This window comes from Amycolatopsis sp. ATCC 39116 (assembly GCF_000231075.2).
GTDB classification, from domain to species: Bacteria; Actinomycetota; Actinomycetes; order Mycobacteriales; family Pseudonocardiaceae; genus Amycolatopsis_E; species Amycolatopsis_E tucumanensis.
The window spans coordinates 26,338-43,768 of the sequence record NZ_AFWY03000002.1 but is presented as its reverse complement, the minus strand read 5'-3'; the positions used below and the strand labels follow the sequence as shown (position 1 = coordinate 43,768).

General features: G+C 72.8%; 10 protein-coding genes. 2 read left to right on the top strand and 8 right to left on the bottom strand.

Annotated elements, in window-relative coordinates; translation table 11 throughout:
* Nucleotides 1-15: 15 nt before the first annotated feature.
* The 4 genes from AMY39116_RS0302860 to AMY39116_RS42130 are packed head-to-tail and all read right to left on the bottom strand — an operon-like array spanning nt 16 to nt 10,943.
* Nucleotides 16-1,785 (bottom strand): hypothetical protein, encoded by a 1,770-nt coding sequence (locus AMY39116_RS0302860; protein WP_020416210.1) that lies wholly within the window; start codon nt 1,783-1,785, stop codon nt 16-18.
* Nucleotides 1,752-3,797 (bottom strand): YrhB domain-containing protein, encoded by a 2,046-nt coding sequence (locus AMY39116_RS0302855; RefSeq protein WP_020416209.1) that lies wholly within the window; start codon nt 3,795-3,797, stop codon nt 1,752-1,754. Before AMY39116_RS0302855 ends, AMY39116_RS0302860 begins: the two co-directional genes overlap by 34 nt.
* The gene (locus AMY39116_RS0302850; RefSeq protein WP_020416208.1) at nt 3,797-5,305 is read right to left on the bottom strand and encodes a TNT domain-containing protein; all 1,509 of its coding nucleotides are present in this window, start codon (nt 5,303-5,305) and stop codon (nt 3,797-3,799) included. Before AMY39116_RS0302850 ends, AMY39116_RS0302855 begins: the two co-directional genes overlap by 1 nt.
* Nucleotides 5,306-5,333: 28 nt before the next feature.
* The gene (locus AMY39116_RS42130; RefSeq protein WP_020416207.1) at nt 5,334-10,943 is read right to left on the bottom strand and encodes a toxin glutamine deamidase domain-containing protein; all 5,610 of its coding nucleotides are present in this window, start codon (nt 10,941-10,943) and stop codon (nt 5,334-5,336) included.
* A 1,223-nt stretch (nt 10,944-12,166) separates the two neighbouring features.
* On the opposite strand from AMY39116_RS42130, the gene AMY39116_RS44575 reads away from it, so the two are divergent.
* A complete protein-coding gene (locus AMY39116_RS44575; RefSeq protein ID WP_051123471.1) occupies nt 12,167-13,666 on the top strand; it encodes a hypothetical protein in 1,500 nt (499 codons plus the stop codon).
* 247 nt (nt 13,667-13,913) lie between these two features.
* Here AMY39116_RS44575 and AMY39116_RS0302835 read toward each other — a convergent pair whose 3' ends face one another.
* The 3 genes from AMY39116_RS0302835 to AMY39116_RS0302825 are packed head-to-tail and all read right to left on the bottom strand — an operon-like array spanning nt 13,914 to nt 16,124.
* Nucleotides 13,914-14,243, bottom strand: coding sequence for a hypothetical protein (locus AMY39116_RS0302835; RefSeq protein WP_027935574.1), 330 nt, complete (start codon nt 14,241-14,243; stop codon nt 13,914-13,916).
* A complete protein-coding gene (locus tag AMY39116_RS0302830; protein WP_020416205.1) occupies nt 14,240-14,830 on the bottom strand; it encodes a YbaB/EbfC family nucleoid-associated protein in 591 nt (196 codons plus the stop codon). The genes AMY39116_RS0302835 and AMY39116_RS0302830 overlap by 4 nt, the downstream gene beginning before the upstream one ends.
* A gap of 55 nt (nt 14,831-14,885) precedes the next feature.
* Nucleotides 14,886-16,124, bottom strand: coding sequence for an MFS transporter (locus tag AMY39116_RS0302825; protein WP_039791177.1), 1,239 nt, complete (start codon nt 16,122-16,124; stop codon nt 14,886-14,888).
* A gap of 232 nt (nt 16,125-16,356) precedes the next feature.
* Between AMY39116_RS0302825 and AMY39116_RS0302820 the strand changes: the two genes are divergently transcribed.
* A complete protein-coding gene (locus AMY39116_RS0302820; protein WP_255346830.1) occupies nt 16,357-16,992 on the top strand; it encodes a YqgE/AlgH family protein in 636 nt (211 codons plus the stop codon).
* On the opposite strand, the gene AMY39116_RS0302815 is transcribed toward AMY39116_RS0302820, so the two are convergent.
* Nucleotides 16,989-17,393 carry an SdpI family protein gene (locus AMY39116_RS0302815; protein WP_027935573.1) on the bottom strand — a complete coding sequence of 135 codons (405 nt, stop codon included), beginning with the start codon at nt 17,391-17,393 and terminating at the stop codon, nt 16,989-16,991. The genes AMY39116_RS0302820 and AMY39116_RS0302815 overlap by 4 nt on opposite strands.
* Nucleotides 17,394-17,431: the final 38 nt, after the last annotated feature.

Genomic DNA, 17,431 nt, shown 5'->3' with positions numbered 1-17,431 from the left:
ACGGGCCCGTCAAACTTAACCGGGCGGGTACCGGCGCGCCCAGTCCTCCCGCAACGACCGGCTGCGTGTGATCCCGTACAGGTTGAAGTGCAGGTAGATGTCGTTGGCGATGTTGTCCAGCAGTCCCAGCGGCGTCAGCGCCCCGACCAGGTCCGCGGGCAGGCCGGGCACGCCGAGCCTGGCGCCGGCCAGCGCCCCGGTGAGCGCGGCGGTCAGCGGCGGTTCGGCCGACTGCAGTCCGGCGGCCTGGATCGCGGCGAACGGGTCGTGCTGCCGCTTGGTGGCGGCGAACACGGCGCGCCCGGCCACCGCGAGCGGGCTCGCCGGGTCACCGAGCGTCTCGATCTGCTCGGTGTCCGGGATGTCGCGGCCGTCGCGCATCGCGAGGACGATCGCGGCGATCTCGTCGAACGGCGCCTGCCCGGACTTCCGCAGCTCACCAAGGACGGCGTGGAACGGCCACGACGGCTCGCCGTTGACCAGCACCTTCGTGAGCAACCGGACGACCAGCTCGATCGCGGTGGCGGCCTCGCCGCCCGCGCCGGTCAGGGCCCGCGCGACGGCCATCTGGTACGACAGCCCGGCGTTCTCGAGCTCGAAGCCCGCGGTCATGGTCGCGGCGAGCACGGCGGTCAGCGGGTTCGGCGGCGCTTCCGGGCCGTCGCCGAGCGCGACCGAGAGCCAGCTCTCCGGCTTCGGCGCGGGCGGGAACCCCTCGGGCACGTCGCCGGTGAGGGTCATGAACGGCAGGCCGCGCATGACGGCTTCGGTGTGCCGGAGGGCCTGCCGGGTCATCGGGCCGAGCACGTCGCCGTTGCCGAGGGCGAGGCACTCCCCGAGCGCGAACCCGACGTAGGCGCCGACGACGCGGTGCCAGGCGAACAACCCCGAGGGTGTCCCGGCGTCCTGGAACTTGCCCAGCGTCCACGGCCTCGGTTCGGGGCGCCCGGTGTTGTCGTAGTGGTTGATCAGGCCCGCCCCGGCGAGGTCGGCAGGCCACTCGACCGGCCGGCCGTCGTGGCGCAGCCGCAGGTTGCGCACCCACAGGGCGTACGCGCGCCCGTAGCGCTGGCATTCGTCGGCGCTGAGCTCGTACCCGTTCTTCCTGGCCCAGCCGCCGACCGCGCGGAGCCGCTGCGGAACGAGGTCGCCGAGCCCGGACTCGCCGGCCAGCTCCGCGATCCGCGGGGAAACCTCGGGCGCGACTTCGTCGACATACCGGCCCGGGTTCTGCTCGGCCCCGTCGATCTCCGCCGCCAGGTCGACGCCCACGGACAGGACGTGCCCGGGGTCCAGGTCCAGCCGCGTCTCCCCCGCGCCGGGCCGCAGCAGGTCGCGGGGCCGGATCCGGCGCCACCGGTGCACACCGGCCGGGACCGTGCCCGTCGCGGTGTAGGCGGGGACGACGATCTGGCCGTCCCGCGTGCGATTGCGGACGGGCTCGCCGTCCGCACCGAGCGGAACCAGGACCTCGCAGTCCAGCAACAGCCTGCGCATGGTCGGTTCGTCGATCCAGCCGACGCGGTGCATGCCCAGCAGCCTCCCCGCCGGGGTGGTGGCTTTCGGACTGCCGAACCACTCCGGGCCGGGCCGGTGCGCGGGGTTCTCCCGGACGTTGCCGGTCGGCTGCTCGCGCTCGTCGACCTCGATCCACCGCACGATCGCCGGCTCCGGAGTGCCGAGCCCGGGGAACTCGTTGCGCCGGAACTCGGGGTCCGGCACGGCCTTCCAGTCGGTGAAGCGCTGAGCCGTCACGGCCGGATCGCCGGATAGCGCCGAAGCCATCGCTGTCCTTCCTCCCCCTCCGGGATCCCCTCGAACCGGCGGGCGACGTCCGTGACGACCCGCTCGATCAGCGGTTTGAGTTCGAGCTGGTCCACCCACTTCTGCGGCAGGCCGGGCACGCCGTTGCGCGCGCCGGCCAGCGCGCCGGCGATCGCCCCGGTCAGCGCGCCGCGACCGGAGTGGTTCACCGCGCGCAGCAGTGCGACCTCGGGGTTGTTCTCGAACCCGCTCACGGCGGCGAGCGCGCGCCCGAGGACGGACGCCGTGTCGTGGCCGTCACCGATCTCCTCGGGCTCGGGCAGGTGGTACAGGCCCTGTTCCGGGATGGCGATCAGGGACCGCGCGGCCAGCTCGCGCACGGCGTCCCACCGCGGTCCGTCCCGGTCCTGCAGCACCGCACCGGCCGACACCCACAACGCGGGGCTGAACTCCCGCTCCAGTGATCGTTCGAACAGCAGGCCGAGGAACACGGCGAAGGTCAGGTCGGTCTCGTCCGATTCCGGCAGGGCCGAGAAGGAGCGGACCGCCGCCTCGGACGCACCGAACGGCACCTCGCTCCGGCCACCGATGGTGAGCACACCGGGCAGCGCGCCGAGCAGGACCGCCGGGCCGGAGCGGAGATCGGCCGGGTCCGGATCGCGGACGGCGTGCAGCTCGGCCAGGTGCGGCAGCCACCCTTCGATGTCCGGCACCGCCTCGCCCTGGGTGTGCAGCCACCGGGTGGTCGCCTCGTGCGCCGCACCGCCGCGCAGGACGGCCTCGGTGAGGAACAGCAGGCGCTGGGTGAGCGGGCCGACCGGACCGGGCTCGGTCCCGTCCGCCGAGTTGCCCAGCGCTTCCCCGAGCGCGAAGCCGACGTACGCGCCGACGATGCGTTGCCAGCTGAAGTTGGTGTCCTGGCCGACGTCGGCGAACTTGCCGAACGAGTCCACCCGCAACACCGGTTCGCCGTTGTCGTCGTACCCGCGGGCCAGGCCGAACGCGGCGAGGTCGTACGGCGGTCGCGGCGGCAGCGCCATGCCCATGCGCCGGACCCAGGACCGTCCGGTGACCACTCGGTAGCACTCGTCCGCGGTGAGCTCGAAACCGTGGGCGCGGGCGCTGTCCCCCGCGTCGACCGGCAGCTCCACCGGCTCGGGCAGCCCGATCCGCGCCGCGGTGTCGGCGGCCCAGCGCGTCAGGTCCGCCGAGGCCTCCACGCATTCGCCGGTGACCTCGATCTTGTCGCTGTACCGGGGGAACTCGGCGTTCGCCGCGCGGATCTCCTCGGTGGTGACCTCGACCGGGAGCTGCCACGGGCCGTGGATGACCAGGTCGGCTTCCGGCACGTGGGACAGCAGGGTCACCGGGTCCAGCCAGAACCACTCCCGGCTGCCCGGCGGGAAGAAGCGGGTCGACGTCCACAGCTCCACCGTGCGACGGCCGTCCTTCGTGGACTGGTGGCGCACCCGGCCGTCGGACAGCGGCACCAGCACGCTCTCCTCGAGCAGGCCGATGACGAACTTCCGCTGGTCCAGCCAGCCGATGTGGCGGAACTCGACGAGGTGGTCGAGCGTGGTCCACGGCATCGGGTAGCCACGCCGGCTCGGCCCCGTCCGGTACTCGGGGTTCGGGCGGAACTCGCCGGTGTCCGTGCCGTCCGGCAGGTAGCGCTGCCAGCCCGTGATCGCGGCGAGCGGCACGCCGAGGCGGCCGAGGCCGGAGGCGGCGTACTCGGGGTCGATGACCTCGGCCCAGTGGTCGCGGCCCGGGTACTGGGCGGGGATGCTGAAGCCACCGCTGATGGGCGACGCGTGGCGCAGGTCGCCCTCCGGGTCGCGGACGATCAGCGCGGGTGGCGGGATGATCTGCTCGCCGAGGTCGCCGCCGTCGAGGTAGGCGGTGGAGTTGTAGGGGACGTACCAGCCTTCCGGGCGCCGCACGAGGTTCGCCTGGTCGGCACGCAGGCCGGCGTCGGGGTGGACCTCGCGCAGCCACTCCTCGACCTTCGCGACCGCTTCTGCCGCTTCCACTACTCGATCCTTTCCAGGCTTGCGTCCGCCACGTGCTCGCTCAGCGGTTTCGGCAGGACGTACGCGACACCGCCACCGGGCAGGTTCGCCCAGGGGATCGCGATGCCGGTCACGACCGCGAGGCTGCGCCGGAGCCGGTAGCGCCGCTCCTCGCGGTCCCGCTCGATGGGCAGCGAGGTCGCGGGGAAACGGGTTTCGTCGTGGTGGACCAGGTTGCCGGTCTCGTCGCCGAAGCGCTGCACGACCGTGGCCGCGGGCAGCCGGATCAGGCGTTTGTTGCGCAGCAGGGTCAGCGGCGGCTCGCCCTCGGCGGGCTGGATCGGCCAGTCCGCGAGCTCGGCGGAGGTTTCCAGCGGAGTTTCGGCGCCGCCCGTGGTCCGCGCGGGGTGCAGCAGCAGGGCGCCGAGCAGGTGCTGCGCCGCGTCCTCGGCGCGTTCGAAGTACTGCGGGCGCACCGGCGCCCCACCGGCGTAGCGCGCGACTTCCCAGCCGCGATCGGTCGGGTTGAGGCACCACGCGCCGTCGGCTCGCGACGCCAGCCGGTAGGCCGCGGGCCAGATGCCGTGCTCGGCCAGCCGCTGCGCCAGAACCACCAGCAACGCCGGGTCCTCCAGCGCCGGATCGGTGCGGGTCTCCAGTTCGGCCGCGATGTCCCCGGTGGTCGGCAGCGCCTCGCCCGGATCGGCCTTCGGACGGGACCGGCCGAGCAGGTCGGCCGCCGCGGTGCGCCGGGTCAGCTTGTCGACGTAGGGCGGCTGGAAGTCCTGGTCCCGGATGTGCGCGAGGAAGTCCGGCTCCGGCGGGGTGCCGTACTTGCGCAGGTAGTGCGGGACCGACGCGTGCCAGATCCACGAGCCGTCGGTGTGGTAGCTCTCCGGCACGTCGGATTCGGTGCCGCCGCTGAAGATGTCCGGGCCCAGCCCGCTGCCGACCAGCACCGCGGGCTGGCGTTCGAGGTACCGCAGGAGCGCGGGCACCTCGTTCTCGGGCACCGGCGGACGCCCCATGACGGGCGCGGCGCCGTCCTCGTACGTGTCGACCACGCGGGCGTGCCGGAACTTGACGCCGAGCGGCAGGCCGGCCGCGCGGCGCCACCAGTCCGGCAGGTGCTCCGGATCCCGGGGAAACGCTTTCAACTCGGCTTCCAGCGCGGCGGGCAGGTCGTCCGGGGGCGTCCGCCACCACGGTTGGCTCGTGGTGCTGACGTCGAGGTCGAACTCACCGGACGGGTGCAGCGCGTAGCGGGCCTGCAGCCACGCGCCGACACCCGGCTCGTACATGGCCTCCCGTAGTTCGGCGAACACCTCGGCCAGCTCGGCCGACGCCGGGAAGGTCCGGCCGGAGCCGCGCGTGAACGCGATCGGCTCCAGCTCGGCGTGGTCACCGACCTGGCGGAAGTTCAGCTCGATCCGTTCCCACCCGGACGGCGCGTCGGCCCTGGCGAGCGTGCCGATGCGCACGAGCAACGGACGGTGCGGCTCCATGATCGCCGTCGCCTCCCTGCCCATCTCCGTAGTGCCGCTCACTGTAACCAGCTCACGCGAGGATGGAGGTGCACGGGAAACCAGCGGGCTGCGCCTCCCACATGCCGAACGTGCGCCGCTGCACCGACTCGATGAAAGACTCCTCCTGGGCGGTGAGCGCCCGGCCCTCTTCCTTGGCCTGCTTGCGCATCCCGTCGACGGTGGCGTAGAGCGCGAACAACGGTCCCTCGCCGCGAAGGTAGAAGGCGCGCTCCCGTTCGGTCTCCGCGATGAACTCCGCCTCGGTCAGCGAGCGGAAGTTCGACGGCAGCTCGTCCTGCAGGACCTTCTCCAGGTGCGTGCTGTTCTCCTCGAACTGGCCGGTGCGGACGTTGAGCAGGAAGCCGGTGAGGTTGCCGTCGCCGTCCCGGTCGACCCTGTAGGTCTTGTTGAAGCACTTGAAGTACTGCGGGGTCGGGACCTCGACGGCTTCCTCCACCAGGGGTTGCTGGGGTCCGTCGAGCTTGCGGTGCCTGCCGCCCCGGGCGGTGCCGCCCGCGGCGCCCGGCCCGGCCATGCCCGGCATCGGGGGCATCATGCTGACCGCGCCGACCGTGCCGTCCGAGGTGCGCACCTGCATGTCCAGTCCGCCGCCCTGGGCGAGCCGGTCCTCGGTGGCGAGGACCTCCATGCCGGGGGTGCCGGCGAGCTGGGCGGCCGCGCGGTAGGCGTCGTCCGCGCTGCCGACCTGCATCCCCGCGGACGCGAGGCCGGACAGGCGGGAGGCGTCGCCGTCGAAACCGGCGAGGTTCCGCTGGAGCTCGTCCCAGCCGGGTGAGGTCGCGGGGAGGGCGGTGCCCCCGACCGCGTTCGCGATGCCACCCAGCGCCGAGTCCAGCTCCCGCCGTGCGGCGGCGGCGCGCTCCAGCTGGTCGCGCAGGTAGGCGTCCGTGTAGGCGGGGTCGCTCGCGCGCGAGGGGTCGAACCCGGGCAGCAGCTGGTCACCGATGCCGCCGGGCGGGAAGCTTCCGCCTGCCGGGGGGAAGCTTCCGCCTGCCGGGGGGAAGCCGGGCTGCTGGGGCCGCTCGGGCGGCGGCTGGTGCTCGGCCGGTGGCCGGAAGTCCGCCTCGACGTGGTCCGGGAACTTCGGCATCGGCAGCCGCTCGTCCCAGGCTTCCTCGACCACCGGGATCGCGTCCGGGTAGGTGATCAGGTTGACCAGGATGCCCAGATTGGTGAGGAGCAGGCGCCGGAAGCCCGGGTTGTTGTCGACGGCGTCTCGGAGCTCGGGGTGCTCGTCCAGCAGCCGCTGGAACGCGTCGTCGACGCGCATGGTCTGCCCGTTGACGACGACGGTGTCCTCGCCGGGGCGGAGATCGTCCGCGCCGCGGTCCGCGGTGTCGTCCGCGGCCCGGTGGTCGTCCGGGTTCTCGTCCCGTGGTGCGGGTTCGTCCGGATCCGCGGGGGTTTCGTCGCGGGAGGTCGGCGCCTCGGCGGTGTCATCCCGGGGCACCGGCTCGTTCGAGGTGACGTCGCGTGGCTCGGCGGTGTCGTCCCGGGGAGCTGGCGCTTTGGGAGCGTCGTCCTGCCGTGTGTCCGGGAGGGTGTCGCGTGCCTGCGGGGTTTCGTCCCGGGGAGCTGGTGCCAGCGGGGTGTCGTCCTGTCGGCTTGCGGCGTCGGGAGTGGTGTCGCGTGCCTGGGGGGCTTCGTCCCGGGGAGCCGGTGCTTCGGGAGCGTCGTCCTGCCGTGTGTCCGGGAGGGTGTCGCGCGCCTGCGGGGTCTCGTCCCGGGGAGCTGGTGCCTGCGGGGTGTCGTCCTGTCGTGCGTCCGGGAGGGTGTCCCGTGCCTCCGGGATCCCATCTCGAAGCGTGTCGCGGCGGTCATTCCGCGGCTCCGGTTCGCGCGGCGTGTCGTCGCGCGGGGATTGCTCTTCGGGAGTCTCGTCCCGGCGAGTCGTCTCGTCCCGCGGTGCCGCTTCCTCCGGCGTCCCGTCTCGGTCGGCCGGCGCGTCCGCCTGCGATGCCTGGTCGCGCTGGAGCTCCAGGGTGTCGTGTCCGTCCGGCGTTCCGCCGTCGTGGACGGGCGGTTCGACCGGCATGAACGGCCCCAGGATGATCGGGGTCGTCGGCGTCGCCGAGCCGTGCTGCAGCGGCGTCATCGGAGTGTCCTGCAGCTGCGGGATCTGCTGGACCGGCGTGTCCGGAACCTGCGGAGTCTGCTGGACCGGCGTGTCCGGGACCTGCGGGTTCGGCGCCTGGGTGTTCGGCGCCTGCAGGTTGACCGTCTGCGGAGCGGGCCCCGGGGTGTTCGGGGCCTGCAGGTTGAGGGTCTGCGGGCCGGGCGCGTTCGGAGCCTGCTGCGTGCCGTAAGGCAGCGCGAACTGCGGGTTCGCCGCCAGCCCGTTGCTGGTGGCGAGCGACCCGAACGGCAGGAGGCTGACGCTCGTCGGGTTGGTCGGAAGCCTCATCAACCCGCCGTTCTGCGGGTCTATGAACACGACGCCTTCCGGCGTGTTGACGGCGAGGGCGACGTGCGCCTGGTGCGAACCGTCGGGCTGCTGGTACGACACGTAAATCACGTTGTGCGAGCCGTGCGGCATGTTCGCCACGCGCGCGATCGCATTGTCGTAGCTGCCCACACCGTGCACCCACTTGGCGCCGAGCTGGTCCTCCAGCCACTTCATGCGGTCGAAGGCCGCGAGGTCCTTGGGCAGGACCGGATCGGCCTGCGCGTCGATCCCGATCAGCCGCTGCGCGTAGGCCACGACGCACCGAGTGCAGTTGTGCCAGTAGCCCATGTCCACGGCGTTCGGCAGGACGCGGTTCGGGTTGACGTTCGGCAGCTCCGGGTGCCGCGCCGCGACGTAGGCGCGTTCGTTGGGGCCGACAGTGCCCGCGTGGATGGCGGGCAGCTGGTGGAGCGGTGTCGCGCCGGCCATGTTCGACCAGGGCGCCGGCTGGTTCTGCAACAGCGGCACGCCCTGCTGCACCAGTGGGCCGGGTTGCGACTGGACCGGCGCTTGCTGTTGGTACGGGTTGTGCACGGGCGCCTGCTGAGGCGGCCCGAACTGCCCGTGCTGCTGGTGAACCGGCGCGGGACCGGCTTGGTTCGGCTGCGTCGGCGCGGGCTGCTGGTACGGGTTGTGCACCGGCGTGTGCTGGGGCGGTCCGAACTGCCCTTGCTGCTGGTAGGGGTTGTGGACCGGCTGCTGGTGCTGCCCCTGCTGGTACGGGTTGTGGACAGGCGCCTGCTGAGGCGGCCCGAACTGCCCCTGCTGCTGGTACGGCCCGCCCTGGTGCGGCGGCGGCTGCTGGTGCGGGTGCGAACCCGGCGCCTCGTCCGGGCGGACCGGCGTCGCCGAGCCGGGCTGCGCCGGAACGCCGTCCAGGCGGTTCCGCAGCGCGTCGCCCGCGGCGGGGTTCCAAACCGGATCGGTGCGTTCGGGACCTGCGCCGAGCAGCTCGCTGATCCGGCTGACCGGCGGCTCCGGCGTGGTGGACGGCGCCGGTTCGCTCTTTCTGGACAACGGCGTGCCGTCGCCGCTGTGCGTCTGCATCAGGTGCACACCGGACGGGTTCGGCGGCAGGTCGGCGAGCCGGCTCGTCATCGGGTCGACCAGCGCCACCCCGTGTTCGGTGTTGACCACGCTGAACGCGCGCTGACCGTCAGGCGTGTCGACCGACAGCACGGCCCGCGAACCGACCGGCTGCCCGGCCATCTCGCGCACCACGCTGTTGTAGTCCGGCAGCTGGTGGAACTCGCCACCGAGCTGCCTGGCGAGGAAGTCCCTGCCGCGCGGGTCGTCCGGCCTGCCCGGCTGTGCCTCGGCCTGGATGCCTTCCATGCGCAGCTCGAACGCGAGCACGGATTCGGCCGAGTTGGTCCGGTAGGCCTCCGGCATCGCGTCGGCGTAGTAGCCGCGGGTGTTGACGTCCGCGATCTCCGGCAGGTGCTCGCGGAGGAACCGGACCTCCTGGTGGGCGTTGCGGGTGAGCGGCGTGGGGCCGGTGGCCTGGGCACGCGGGTCGACGGGATCCGTGCTCCGCGCGTGGATGGCCGGCTCACCGACGACGTCGGAGGACCGGCGGATGCCACCCCAGCCGTTCGCCGGTTCACCGATCTTCGGCGGTTTCGGGGCTTCCTGTGGGGGCTTCGACGTGGTGTCCGAGTCGGACTTCGCCGGGACATCGGCCGCCGCGGCTTCACCGCCGAAGGCGCGCGCGAACTCGCGCTGGGACGCGGCGTGGATCTCCGCTGCCTGGACGTCCGCCACCTCGCGGTTGCGGTCCATCTGCTGCTTGGCGGCGTCGGGCGGGAGGTAACGCGGGTCGTCGGGGGTGATCTCCTCGAGCCGGATCACCCACTTCTTGCCGCCGTGCGGGGTCTCGATCTCGATCTTCTCTTTGACGACCAGCTGGGTGCCCGGCTTGTACAGGACCTCGTGTTCCGCCTTGTTCGAGGCCAGGGACTCGATGTATCGACCGGTCTTGCCCTCGATGATCATCTCGACGTCGCCGGGCCACATGGCCGCGCCCATGTCGGAACGGCTCGAGCTGAGGAACTGCGATTCGACCACGACCGCGTCGACTTCGTACCGGCTGGCCACGATGGCGGCCGCCTCGCCGCGCACGTTGACCCGGCGCACCGTCTCGCCCTCGTACCGCGGCATCTCGTTCAGGCCGGACACGAGCGCGCGGACCATCGGCATGACCTCGTCGAGGTTCCGCCCGGTGCGCAGTGCGTCGTTGATGACGTCGAAGACGGCGCTCGAGGTGTAGCTGTGCACGGCGTAGGCGCCGTTGTCGGTCATGTGGCGCAGAGCCGCGTCCAGGTCGCGCATCTGCAGCGCTTCGAGGAACTCGTGCTCGTGGGTGAGCCTGCCGGTGCGCTCGTCGACGATGCCGCTGGCGAGCTGGTCCTCGCCGAGGGCGTCGAAGTCGGCGCGGTCGTGTGTGCGGAAGTCCAGGTCCGCGATGTACGGCTCGTCGACGACCGGCCGGTCGCGCTCCGGCACCGCGTCCTCGCGGGTCGGGGTGGCGGTGTCCTCCGGGGGATCGAACGGGGTGCGCTCGGCGGCGGGCGCCTCGTCGCGCGCAGGGGTGGCCGTGTCCTCCGCGGGGTCGAACGGGTTTCGTTCGGCGGGTGCCTGGTCGCGCGTGGGGGCGGCGGTGTCTTCGGCGGAGTCGAACGGGTTTCGTTCCGAGGGTGCCTGGTCGCGCGTGGGGGCGGCGGTGTCTTCGGCGGAGTCGAACGGGTTTCGTTCCGAGGGTGCCTGGTCGCGCCGTGGGGTGGCCGTCTCCTCCGCAGGGTCGAACGGGGTGCGTTCGGGGGTGGGTGCTTCATCGCGGCGTGGCGTCGCGGTGTCTTCGGCGGGGTCGAACGGGCTGCGCTCGGCCGCGGGTGCCTCCTGGCGAGGAGTTGCGGTGTTCTGCGGCGGGTCGAACGGCGTCCGCTCGGCGGCGGGCGCGTCCTCGCGCGGAGGGGTGACGGTGTCCTGCGCCGGGTCGAAGGGGGTGCGTTCGGCGGCAGGCGTCTCCTCGCGGCGCGGGGTTGCGGTTTCCTCGGCCGTGGGCTGCGCCGCGGTCTCGCGCGTCGGCACGGGCGTGTCGCGCGAGATGGGCGTCTCGGCCGGCGGGCCCGCCTGCGGGAGCGGCGCCGGCTGCTCGGGCGGGGTGGCCAGCATCCAGCGCGGATCCGTGGGCGCGCCAGGCCGCCCGCCCTGCGACGGCTGGCCGTATCCACCCTGCGGAGTCTGCTGTGGCGGACCGTACGGCTGCCCGCCCTGCGGCGAGCGCGGTTGCTGCGACGGCGGCCCGTAAGTCGGTGGCTGCTGCGAGGGCGGGCCGTACCCACCCTGAGGCGGCCGGGGCGGACCACCGTTCGGCGGCGTGCCCATCGGGCGCTGGGGTGGCGTGTTGCCGTACCCACTCTGCGGCTGACCCCGGAACGGCGCGCCCTGAGCGGGACCGCCGTGGGGCGGCTGCCCCTGAACCGGCGGCCGGACCTGCCCGCCTTGCGGGGCGCCACCCTGAGGTGACTGCCCCTGGAACGGACCGCCCTGAACGGGACCGCCCTGAACCGGGCCGCCCTGAACCGGGCCACCCTGCATCGGTGCACCCTGCGCAGGGCCGCCCTGAACTGGGCCGCCTTGAACCGGGCCGCCTTGGGCAGGGCCGCCTTGGGCAGGGCCGCCCTGCATCGGCGCACCCTGGACGGGACCGCCTTGCACGGGCGTGCCGTGGGGCGGCCTGCCCTGCGGCGGTTGGCCTTGGAGTGGAGCGCCTTGGGGTGGCCTGCCCTGCACCGGGCCGCCCTGGCCTTGGAATGGTGCGCCTTGGGCGAATCCCTGCGGGGGGCCTGCCCTGAGGTGGCTGCCCCTGGAACGGGCCGCCCTGCGCCGGGCCACCTTGAACCGGGCCACCCTGAACGGGACCGCCCTGTGCCGGGCCGCTTTGGGGCGGCTGTCCCTGGAACGGCGCGCCTTGTGCGGGGGCGCCCTGAGGTGGCCGACCCTGGAACGGTGCGCCCTGGGCGAAGCCTTGGGGCGGCCTGCCCTGCACCGGAGGGCCGGCGTGCGGAGCACGCGGCGGCTGAGCACCCTGACCGTAGCCCTGAGGTGCGCCACCCGGGTAACCCTGCATCGGCGCGGCGGGAGGCATTTGCGGCGGCGGCTGCTGTCCCCGGTCGCCGTGCTGGGGCGACGAAGGTGCGCCTCCGGTAGGGCCGAAGCCACCGGGTGTGTAACCGGCGGCTGCCACGCCGTCCGGGTTCGTCGACGGGTCGTTGGGCGGGAACCCGCTGCCCGGCTGGGCCGGACCCGCACCGGCCAGGGCGGGCACCCGGTCCGCACCGGTGGCCGGGGCGCCGTCCGAAGTCCCGGACGTGCCGCGGGACGAGGTACCTCCCGTGTTGCCGGAACCCGCGGAGGATCCACCGGCCGAGCCCGCGGAGGAGCTGCCGGACGGGGAGCCCGCCGAAGCACTGCCGGAGCCTGCGGCGGAGCCGCTGGACGAGCCGGCGGACGAACCAGCAGAAGAACCGCTGGCAGAACCAGCGGAAGAACCGCCCGCGGAGTTGCCGGCCGAGCCCGCGGAGGAGCTGCCCCCTGAACCTGCCGACGAACCGCCTGCCGACGAACCGCCGGATGACGAGCCACCTGCGGACGAGCCGCCGGACGACGAACTGCCTGCGGACGAACCAGCGGAGGAACCTCCGGCCGACGAACCACCGGACGAACCCGCGGACGAGCCGCCTGCCGACGAACCGCCCGAAGTACCTCCCGTCGAACCCCCGCCGGCCTGGCTGGGGGCGCCGCCCACTGGTGCGCCGCCGACCGGGGCTGCCGGTGCGGCCGTCGACGCCGCCGGGGCCTGGCCGCCCTGGTGCGCGGAACCGCCGTCCGAAGTGGACCGTGGCGGTTCGGCCGCGGTGGCGGGGCGATCCGCCACCACCGCCGACTGGCCGCTCACCCGGTCGTTCGCGATCGCGTTCGACACCGACCCGGACGAGCTGCCCGACGAGGCCATCGCCGGCTCACGCGCGGCCGGCGCAGACGACGAACCGCTCGAATCGGAGCGCGACGAACCACCGGAATCCGAACGGGACGAGCCACCCGAGTCCGAAGACGACGACGAACCACCCGAGTCCGACGAGCCGGAATCCACCGGCGAACCGTCGACCTTGATGTTGCCCGCCCGCACGTCGGCGTTGAAGCTCTTGATCTCGTTGATCTGGTCCTTGGCACCACCGGTCGCGCGGTCCACGGCCCCCGCGGACGCGCCCATCGCCAGGTCCTGCATCTTCAGGTTGCCGAGGTCGCCGGTCAGCGCGGCCTGCCCGACCGTCGTGGCCACACCTTCGACGGCCCCGCGCACGCCCTCCCGCACGGCGCGGTCCGCGATCTGCCCGGCGACGCTGTCCTGCAGCCCCTTGGTCGCGCCCTTCGGGATCGCGTGCCCGGCCGCCCCGGCGACACCACCGGCCACACCGCTGGCCAGCGCACCGGCGGTCTTGTCGAAGTCCCAGCTCTTGCGGTCGCCCTTGGCCATCTGCAGCGCCTGGATGCCGCCGTCCAGCGCCAGGTTCATCGCGACGTTCATCGCGATCTCCTTGGCCAGCCGCTTCAGCAACTGCATCGCGACCTTGCGAAAGCCCTCCTGCAGCATCTTCTGCACGAGCTGCCGGAAGACCATCTGCACGGTCATCCGCGTGGCCATCTGCGCGGGCACGATGCCCGCCGTCGACCCGCCGAACGTGACCACGGCGGCCGCGATCATCGCCGCGATCTGGATCGCCAGGATGATCAGCGACGCGATGATCATGTACTTCGTGTACTCGACGTCGAGCGCCGTCGCGTTCGCCGACTGCGCCAGCGCCTCGCACGCCTTGGTCAGGTTCGTGAAGTAGGCCTCGTCACCGGTGACGAACTTGTCCCACATCTTCTGGAACTCGACCGCGGGCTGACCGGTCCAGGTGCTCAGCACCTCCGACGCGGCCCCGTTCGCCTTGTCGACGATCGGCCCCAGCGCGTCCCGTGCGGCCAGCCACGCGTCCCGGACCTCGCGCAGCTTGTCCTCGTCGCCCTCCGGCCAGTGCTCGCCGACGACGATGGGCAGCAGCCACTTGACGTCCTCGGGGAACTCCATCCCCATGGTCAGACCTGACCTGTGTTCTTGATGACCTTCTCGGCGTCCTTGTGCGTGCCCTCGGTCGCGTCCGCGGCGTCCTTCACGGCCTTCGCCACGTCCTTCAGCGCCTGGTCGAGGCTCCCGAAGGCCTCGGTGCAGTTCTTCGCGGCCGGTTCGTAGTCCTTGGCGAACGCCTGGCCGGACTCGTCGTTGCCCCAGCAGGCGCCCTGCGCCTCGAGCGCGGCCTTGAGCGCCGCGCCGGCGGCTTTCAGGTCGTCACCCGCCGGCGGGAACTTCCCCGCGCCGGACCGGACCGTGTCCGGGTCCATGTCATGGCCGGTACCGGCTCCGGTCATCGGTCACCCCGCGTCATCCAGGTGTCGGGCATTTCGTCGTCGTCGTTGCTCGGACGCGGGCGGCGCGCCGCCGGTTTCGGTGCCGGCGCAGAAATCGGCGCGTCCCGGCGCATGATCGTCTGCGACTCCGGGTCCTCGGCGGGGCGCGGCTCCGGTTCCGGCTCGGGTTCGAGGAAGTCCGGGATGTCCGGCATCAGGCCGGCCAGCGACGGCGCGCCCTCGATGAACTCGGACAGGTCGGGCAGGTCCGCGGTCAGCGGCCGGAACAACTCGGCCTGCTGCTGCTTGACCTGCAGCATCCCGCGGCGCACCAGGTCGCTGATCGTGCGCGCCAGCGCCTCCGGGCGGGTGCGGTCGAACGTCGTCGGAGCGAGCTTGAGGTCGGCCAGCGTGCCCTGCGCGTCGATGGTGACCTTGACCAGGCCGTCCGGCGAGGACAGTTCCGCGGTGAGGGCGGACGCGGCCTCCTGCGCCTCCCTCAGCTGCGCCGTCTGCTGGTGGAACTTGTCCATCAACTGGTCGACGGTCTCACGCATCGCCGCGTTGCGGGCTTCCTTCTGCGCGCGGTCGTCCCCCGGGGTGCTCACGCGGGCCACTCTAGTGGGCCGCGTTCCGCCGGTCGGCGTAATCGGGAAAATTCCGTCACTCGGTGCGGGCGCGCCGCGCGATCACCAGGTACCCGGCCGCGCCGAGCAGGTACAGCGCGGTGGCGACGAGCAGCAGCGACACGGACCGCCCGGTCAACGGCACGACCGTCGCGGCGAGGGAGACCGCGATCACCTGCGTGATGTTGAACAGCGTGTCGTACAGGGAGAACACCCGGCCGCGGGCCTCGTCGCGCACGTCGTGCTGGATCGAGGAGTCCACGCACAGCTTGACGACCTGGCCTGCGGCGGTGATGACGAACGACGCGACCAGCACGGTCGGCAGCTGCATCGGCAGGCCGAGCCCGGCCTGCGCGACCGCGGCGACCACCAGCGCGCCGGGGATCGCGCGGCGGCGGCCGAGCCTGCGCACCAGCCGCGGCGTGAGGAAGCCGGCGAACAGGATCCCGGCGCCCGCCATCGCGGCGAGCTGCCCCAGTCCGGGCAGCCCGGCCTTGAGCAGCCCCTGGTCGGTGAAGCTGAACCGCAGCAGCAGCACCGTGATCAGCAGCGAAATGCCGTAGGACGCCCGGTGCGCGAGCAGCGCGACGAACCCGGCGACGACGCTGGGCGCGCCCAGCGCGGCCTTGGCCCCGTCGACCAAGCCGCGGGCCACGGCAAGGAACGCATCACTGGGCTCGTCGACCGAATCCGGTCCCAGCGCGCCACGGGCGAACCGGCGGGCGATCGCGGCCGAGACCACAGTGCCGAGCATCGCGACGGCCGTCGTCCAGCCGGAACCGGTGTTCCCGGCGCCGATCAACGACCGCAACCCGATGGCGACCCCGCCGCCGAGCACCGCGACCAGCGAGCCGAGCGTGGTCGCCACCGCGTTGGCCGTGACCAGGGTGCCCGCTGGCACGACGTGCGGCAGCGACGCGGACAGACCGGACCCGACGAACCGCGAGATGCCCTCCACGATCAGCGCGAGCACGAACAGTTCCAGCCCGGCGAACCCGAGCCCGACCGAGACCGCGGTCGCGACGATCGCCGTGCCGCGCAGCAGGTTGGCCACGATCAGCACGCGCCGCCGGTCCCAGCGGTCCAGCAGAGCGCCCGCGAACGGCCCGATGAACGAGTACGGCAGCAGCAGGACGGCGAACCCGCCCGCGATGGTCAGCGGGTCGGCGCCGCGCTCGGGGTTGAACAGCACCGCCCCGGCCAGCCCGGCCCGGAACATGCCGTCGGAGAACTGGGCGGCGAAGCGGGTGAACAGAAGCGTGCGGAAGCCCGCCATCGCGAAGAACGCGCGCGGTGACACCTTCTCGACGGGATGTGCACTCGCTGTCACGGCTCACCAGCTTACGGTGCCGGGCGCGCCGGAAGGAGGGGAAGATTTCGAGGGCCGGCGCACTTGGTCGCCTCTCGGCGGCATTGCGCAGTGTGGCTCCTGCCGAACGGTATTCCACAAAGGCTTTTCTTCAGTGAGCCCGGGGGACACGGAGTGCGCCGGCCACCCAGTCCAACGGGTGGGGGCCGCGCCTTGTTCCCGGCCGTGCGGCCCTGTTTTCCGGGAGTGGGATCATGGGTGCGTGCCAGCGGACGCCGAGGTTGAACCGGGATCGCTCCTGGTCGCCGCTCCTACGATGTTCGATCCCAACTTCCGCCGCACGGTGGTGTTCATCATCGACCACCGGGAGGAGGGAACGCTCGGGGTCGTCCTGAACCGCCCGAGCGACGTGCCGGTCGACGACGTGCTGCCCAGCTGGGGACGGCACGTGGTGGAGCCGCAGTCGGTGTTCGTCGGCGGCCCGGTGGAGAAGAAGACCGCGTTGTGCCTGGCCGCGCTGCGTGCCGGGGAGACCGCGTCGGGCGTGCCGGGGCTGATCGGCGTGCGTGGTCCGGTGGCGCTGGTCGACCTGGACGCCGATCCGGACGCGCTGGTGCCGAAGGTGCGTGGCCTGCGCGTGTTCGCGGGTTACGCGGGCTGGGACTCCGGTCAGCTGGACGGCGAGATCGACCGCGGTGACTGGCTCATCGTCCCGGCGCTGCCCAGCGACGTGCTGGCCACGCCGGAGCGGGACCTGTGGGGCCAGGTCCTGCGCCGCCAGGGTGTGCCGACGGCGTTGCTGGCCACCCACCCGGGCGACTTGCAGCGAAACTAGGCGCGCTGCACGGCACACCCGCCGCAAGCGCAACCGGAGCACCCGGCCGGCGCGGCGGGAGCCGGCGGCGGCACGGCGGCCGCGGCCCGGTTGCCCAGCACGCCACCACCGGCGACGAGCGCGAACATGCCGACCAGGCCGATCGCGGTCGCGGTCAGGACACCCGCGGTGCCCGGCATGAGCAGGCCGGCGATCCCGGCCACGATCCCGATCACCCCGGCGACCATGGTGGGCAGCCCGGCGACGCGGTTCGCGACGCGGAACGCCTCGTCGGAGCGCAGGGTGGCGGCCGTGCGCACACCGGCGCCGCGGTCGCGCGGGAGTTTCTCCCGCCAGCCGAGCAGGCCTCCCCAGCCCACGACGACACCCAGCACGAGCGGAACCAGCGCGACTACGAACACGTCAACGAGCATAAGCGTGATGTTGGCGCTACCCGCTG

Coding starts and splice junctions, on each gene's coding strand:
- AMY39116_RS42130 (WP_020416207.1), bottom strand. CDS start 10,943: ATGCTGGCCACCCCGCCCGAGCAGCCGGCGCCGCTCCCGCAGGCGGGC.
- AMY39116_RS0302825 (WP_039791177.1), bottom strand. CDS start 16,124: ATGGCGGGCTTCCGCACGCTTCTGTTCACCCGCTTCGCCGCCCAGTTC.
- AMY39116_RS0302835 (WP_027935574.1), bottom strand. CDS start 14,243: ATGACCGGAGCCGGTACCGGCCATGACATGGACCCGGACACGGTCCGG.
- AMY39116_RS0302850 (WP_020416208.1), bottom strand. CDS start 5,305: ATGGGCAGGGAGGCGACGGCGATCATGGAGCCGCACCGTCCGTTGCTC.
- AMY39116_RS0302860 (WP_020416210.1), bottom strand. CDS start 1,785: ATGGCTTCGGCGCTATCCGGCGATCCGGCCGTGACGGCTCAGCGCTTC.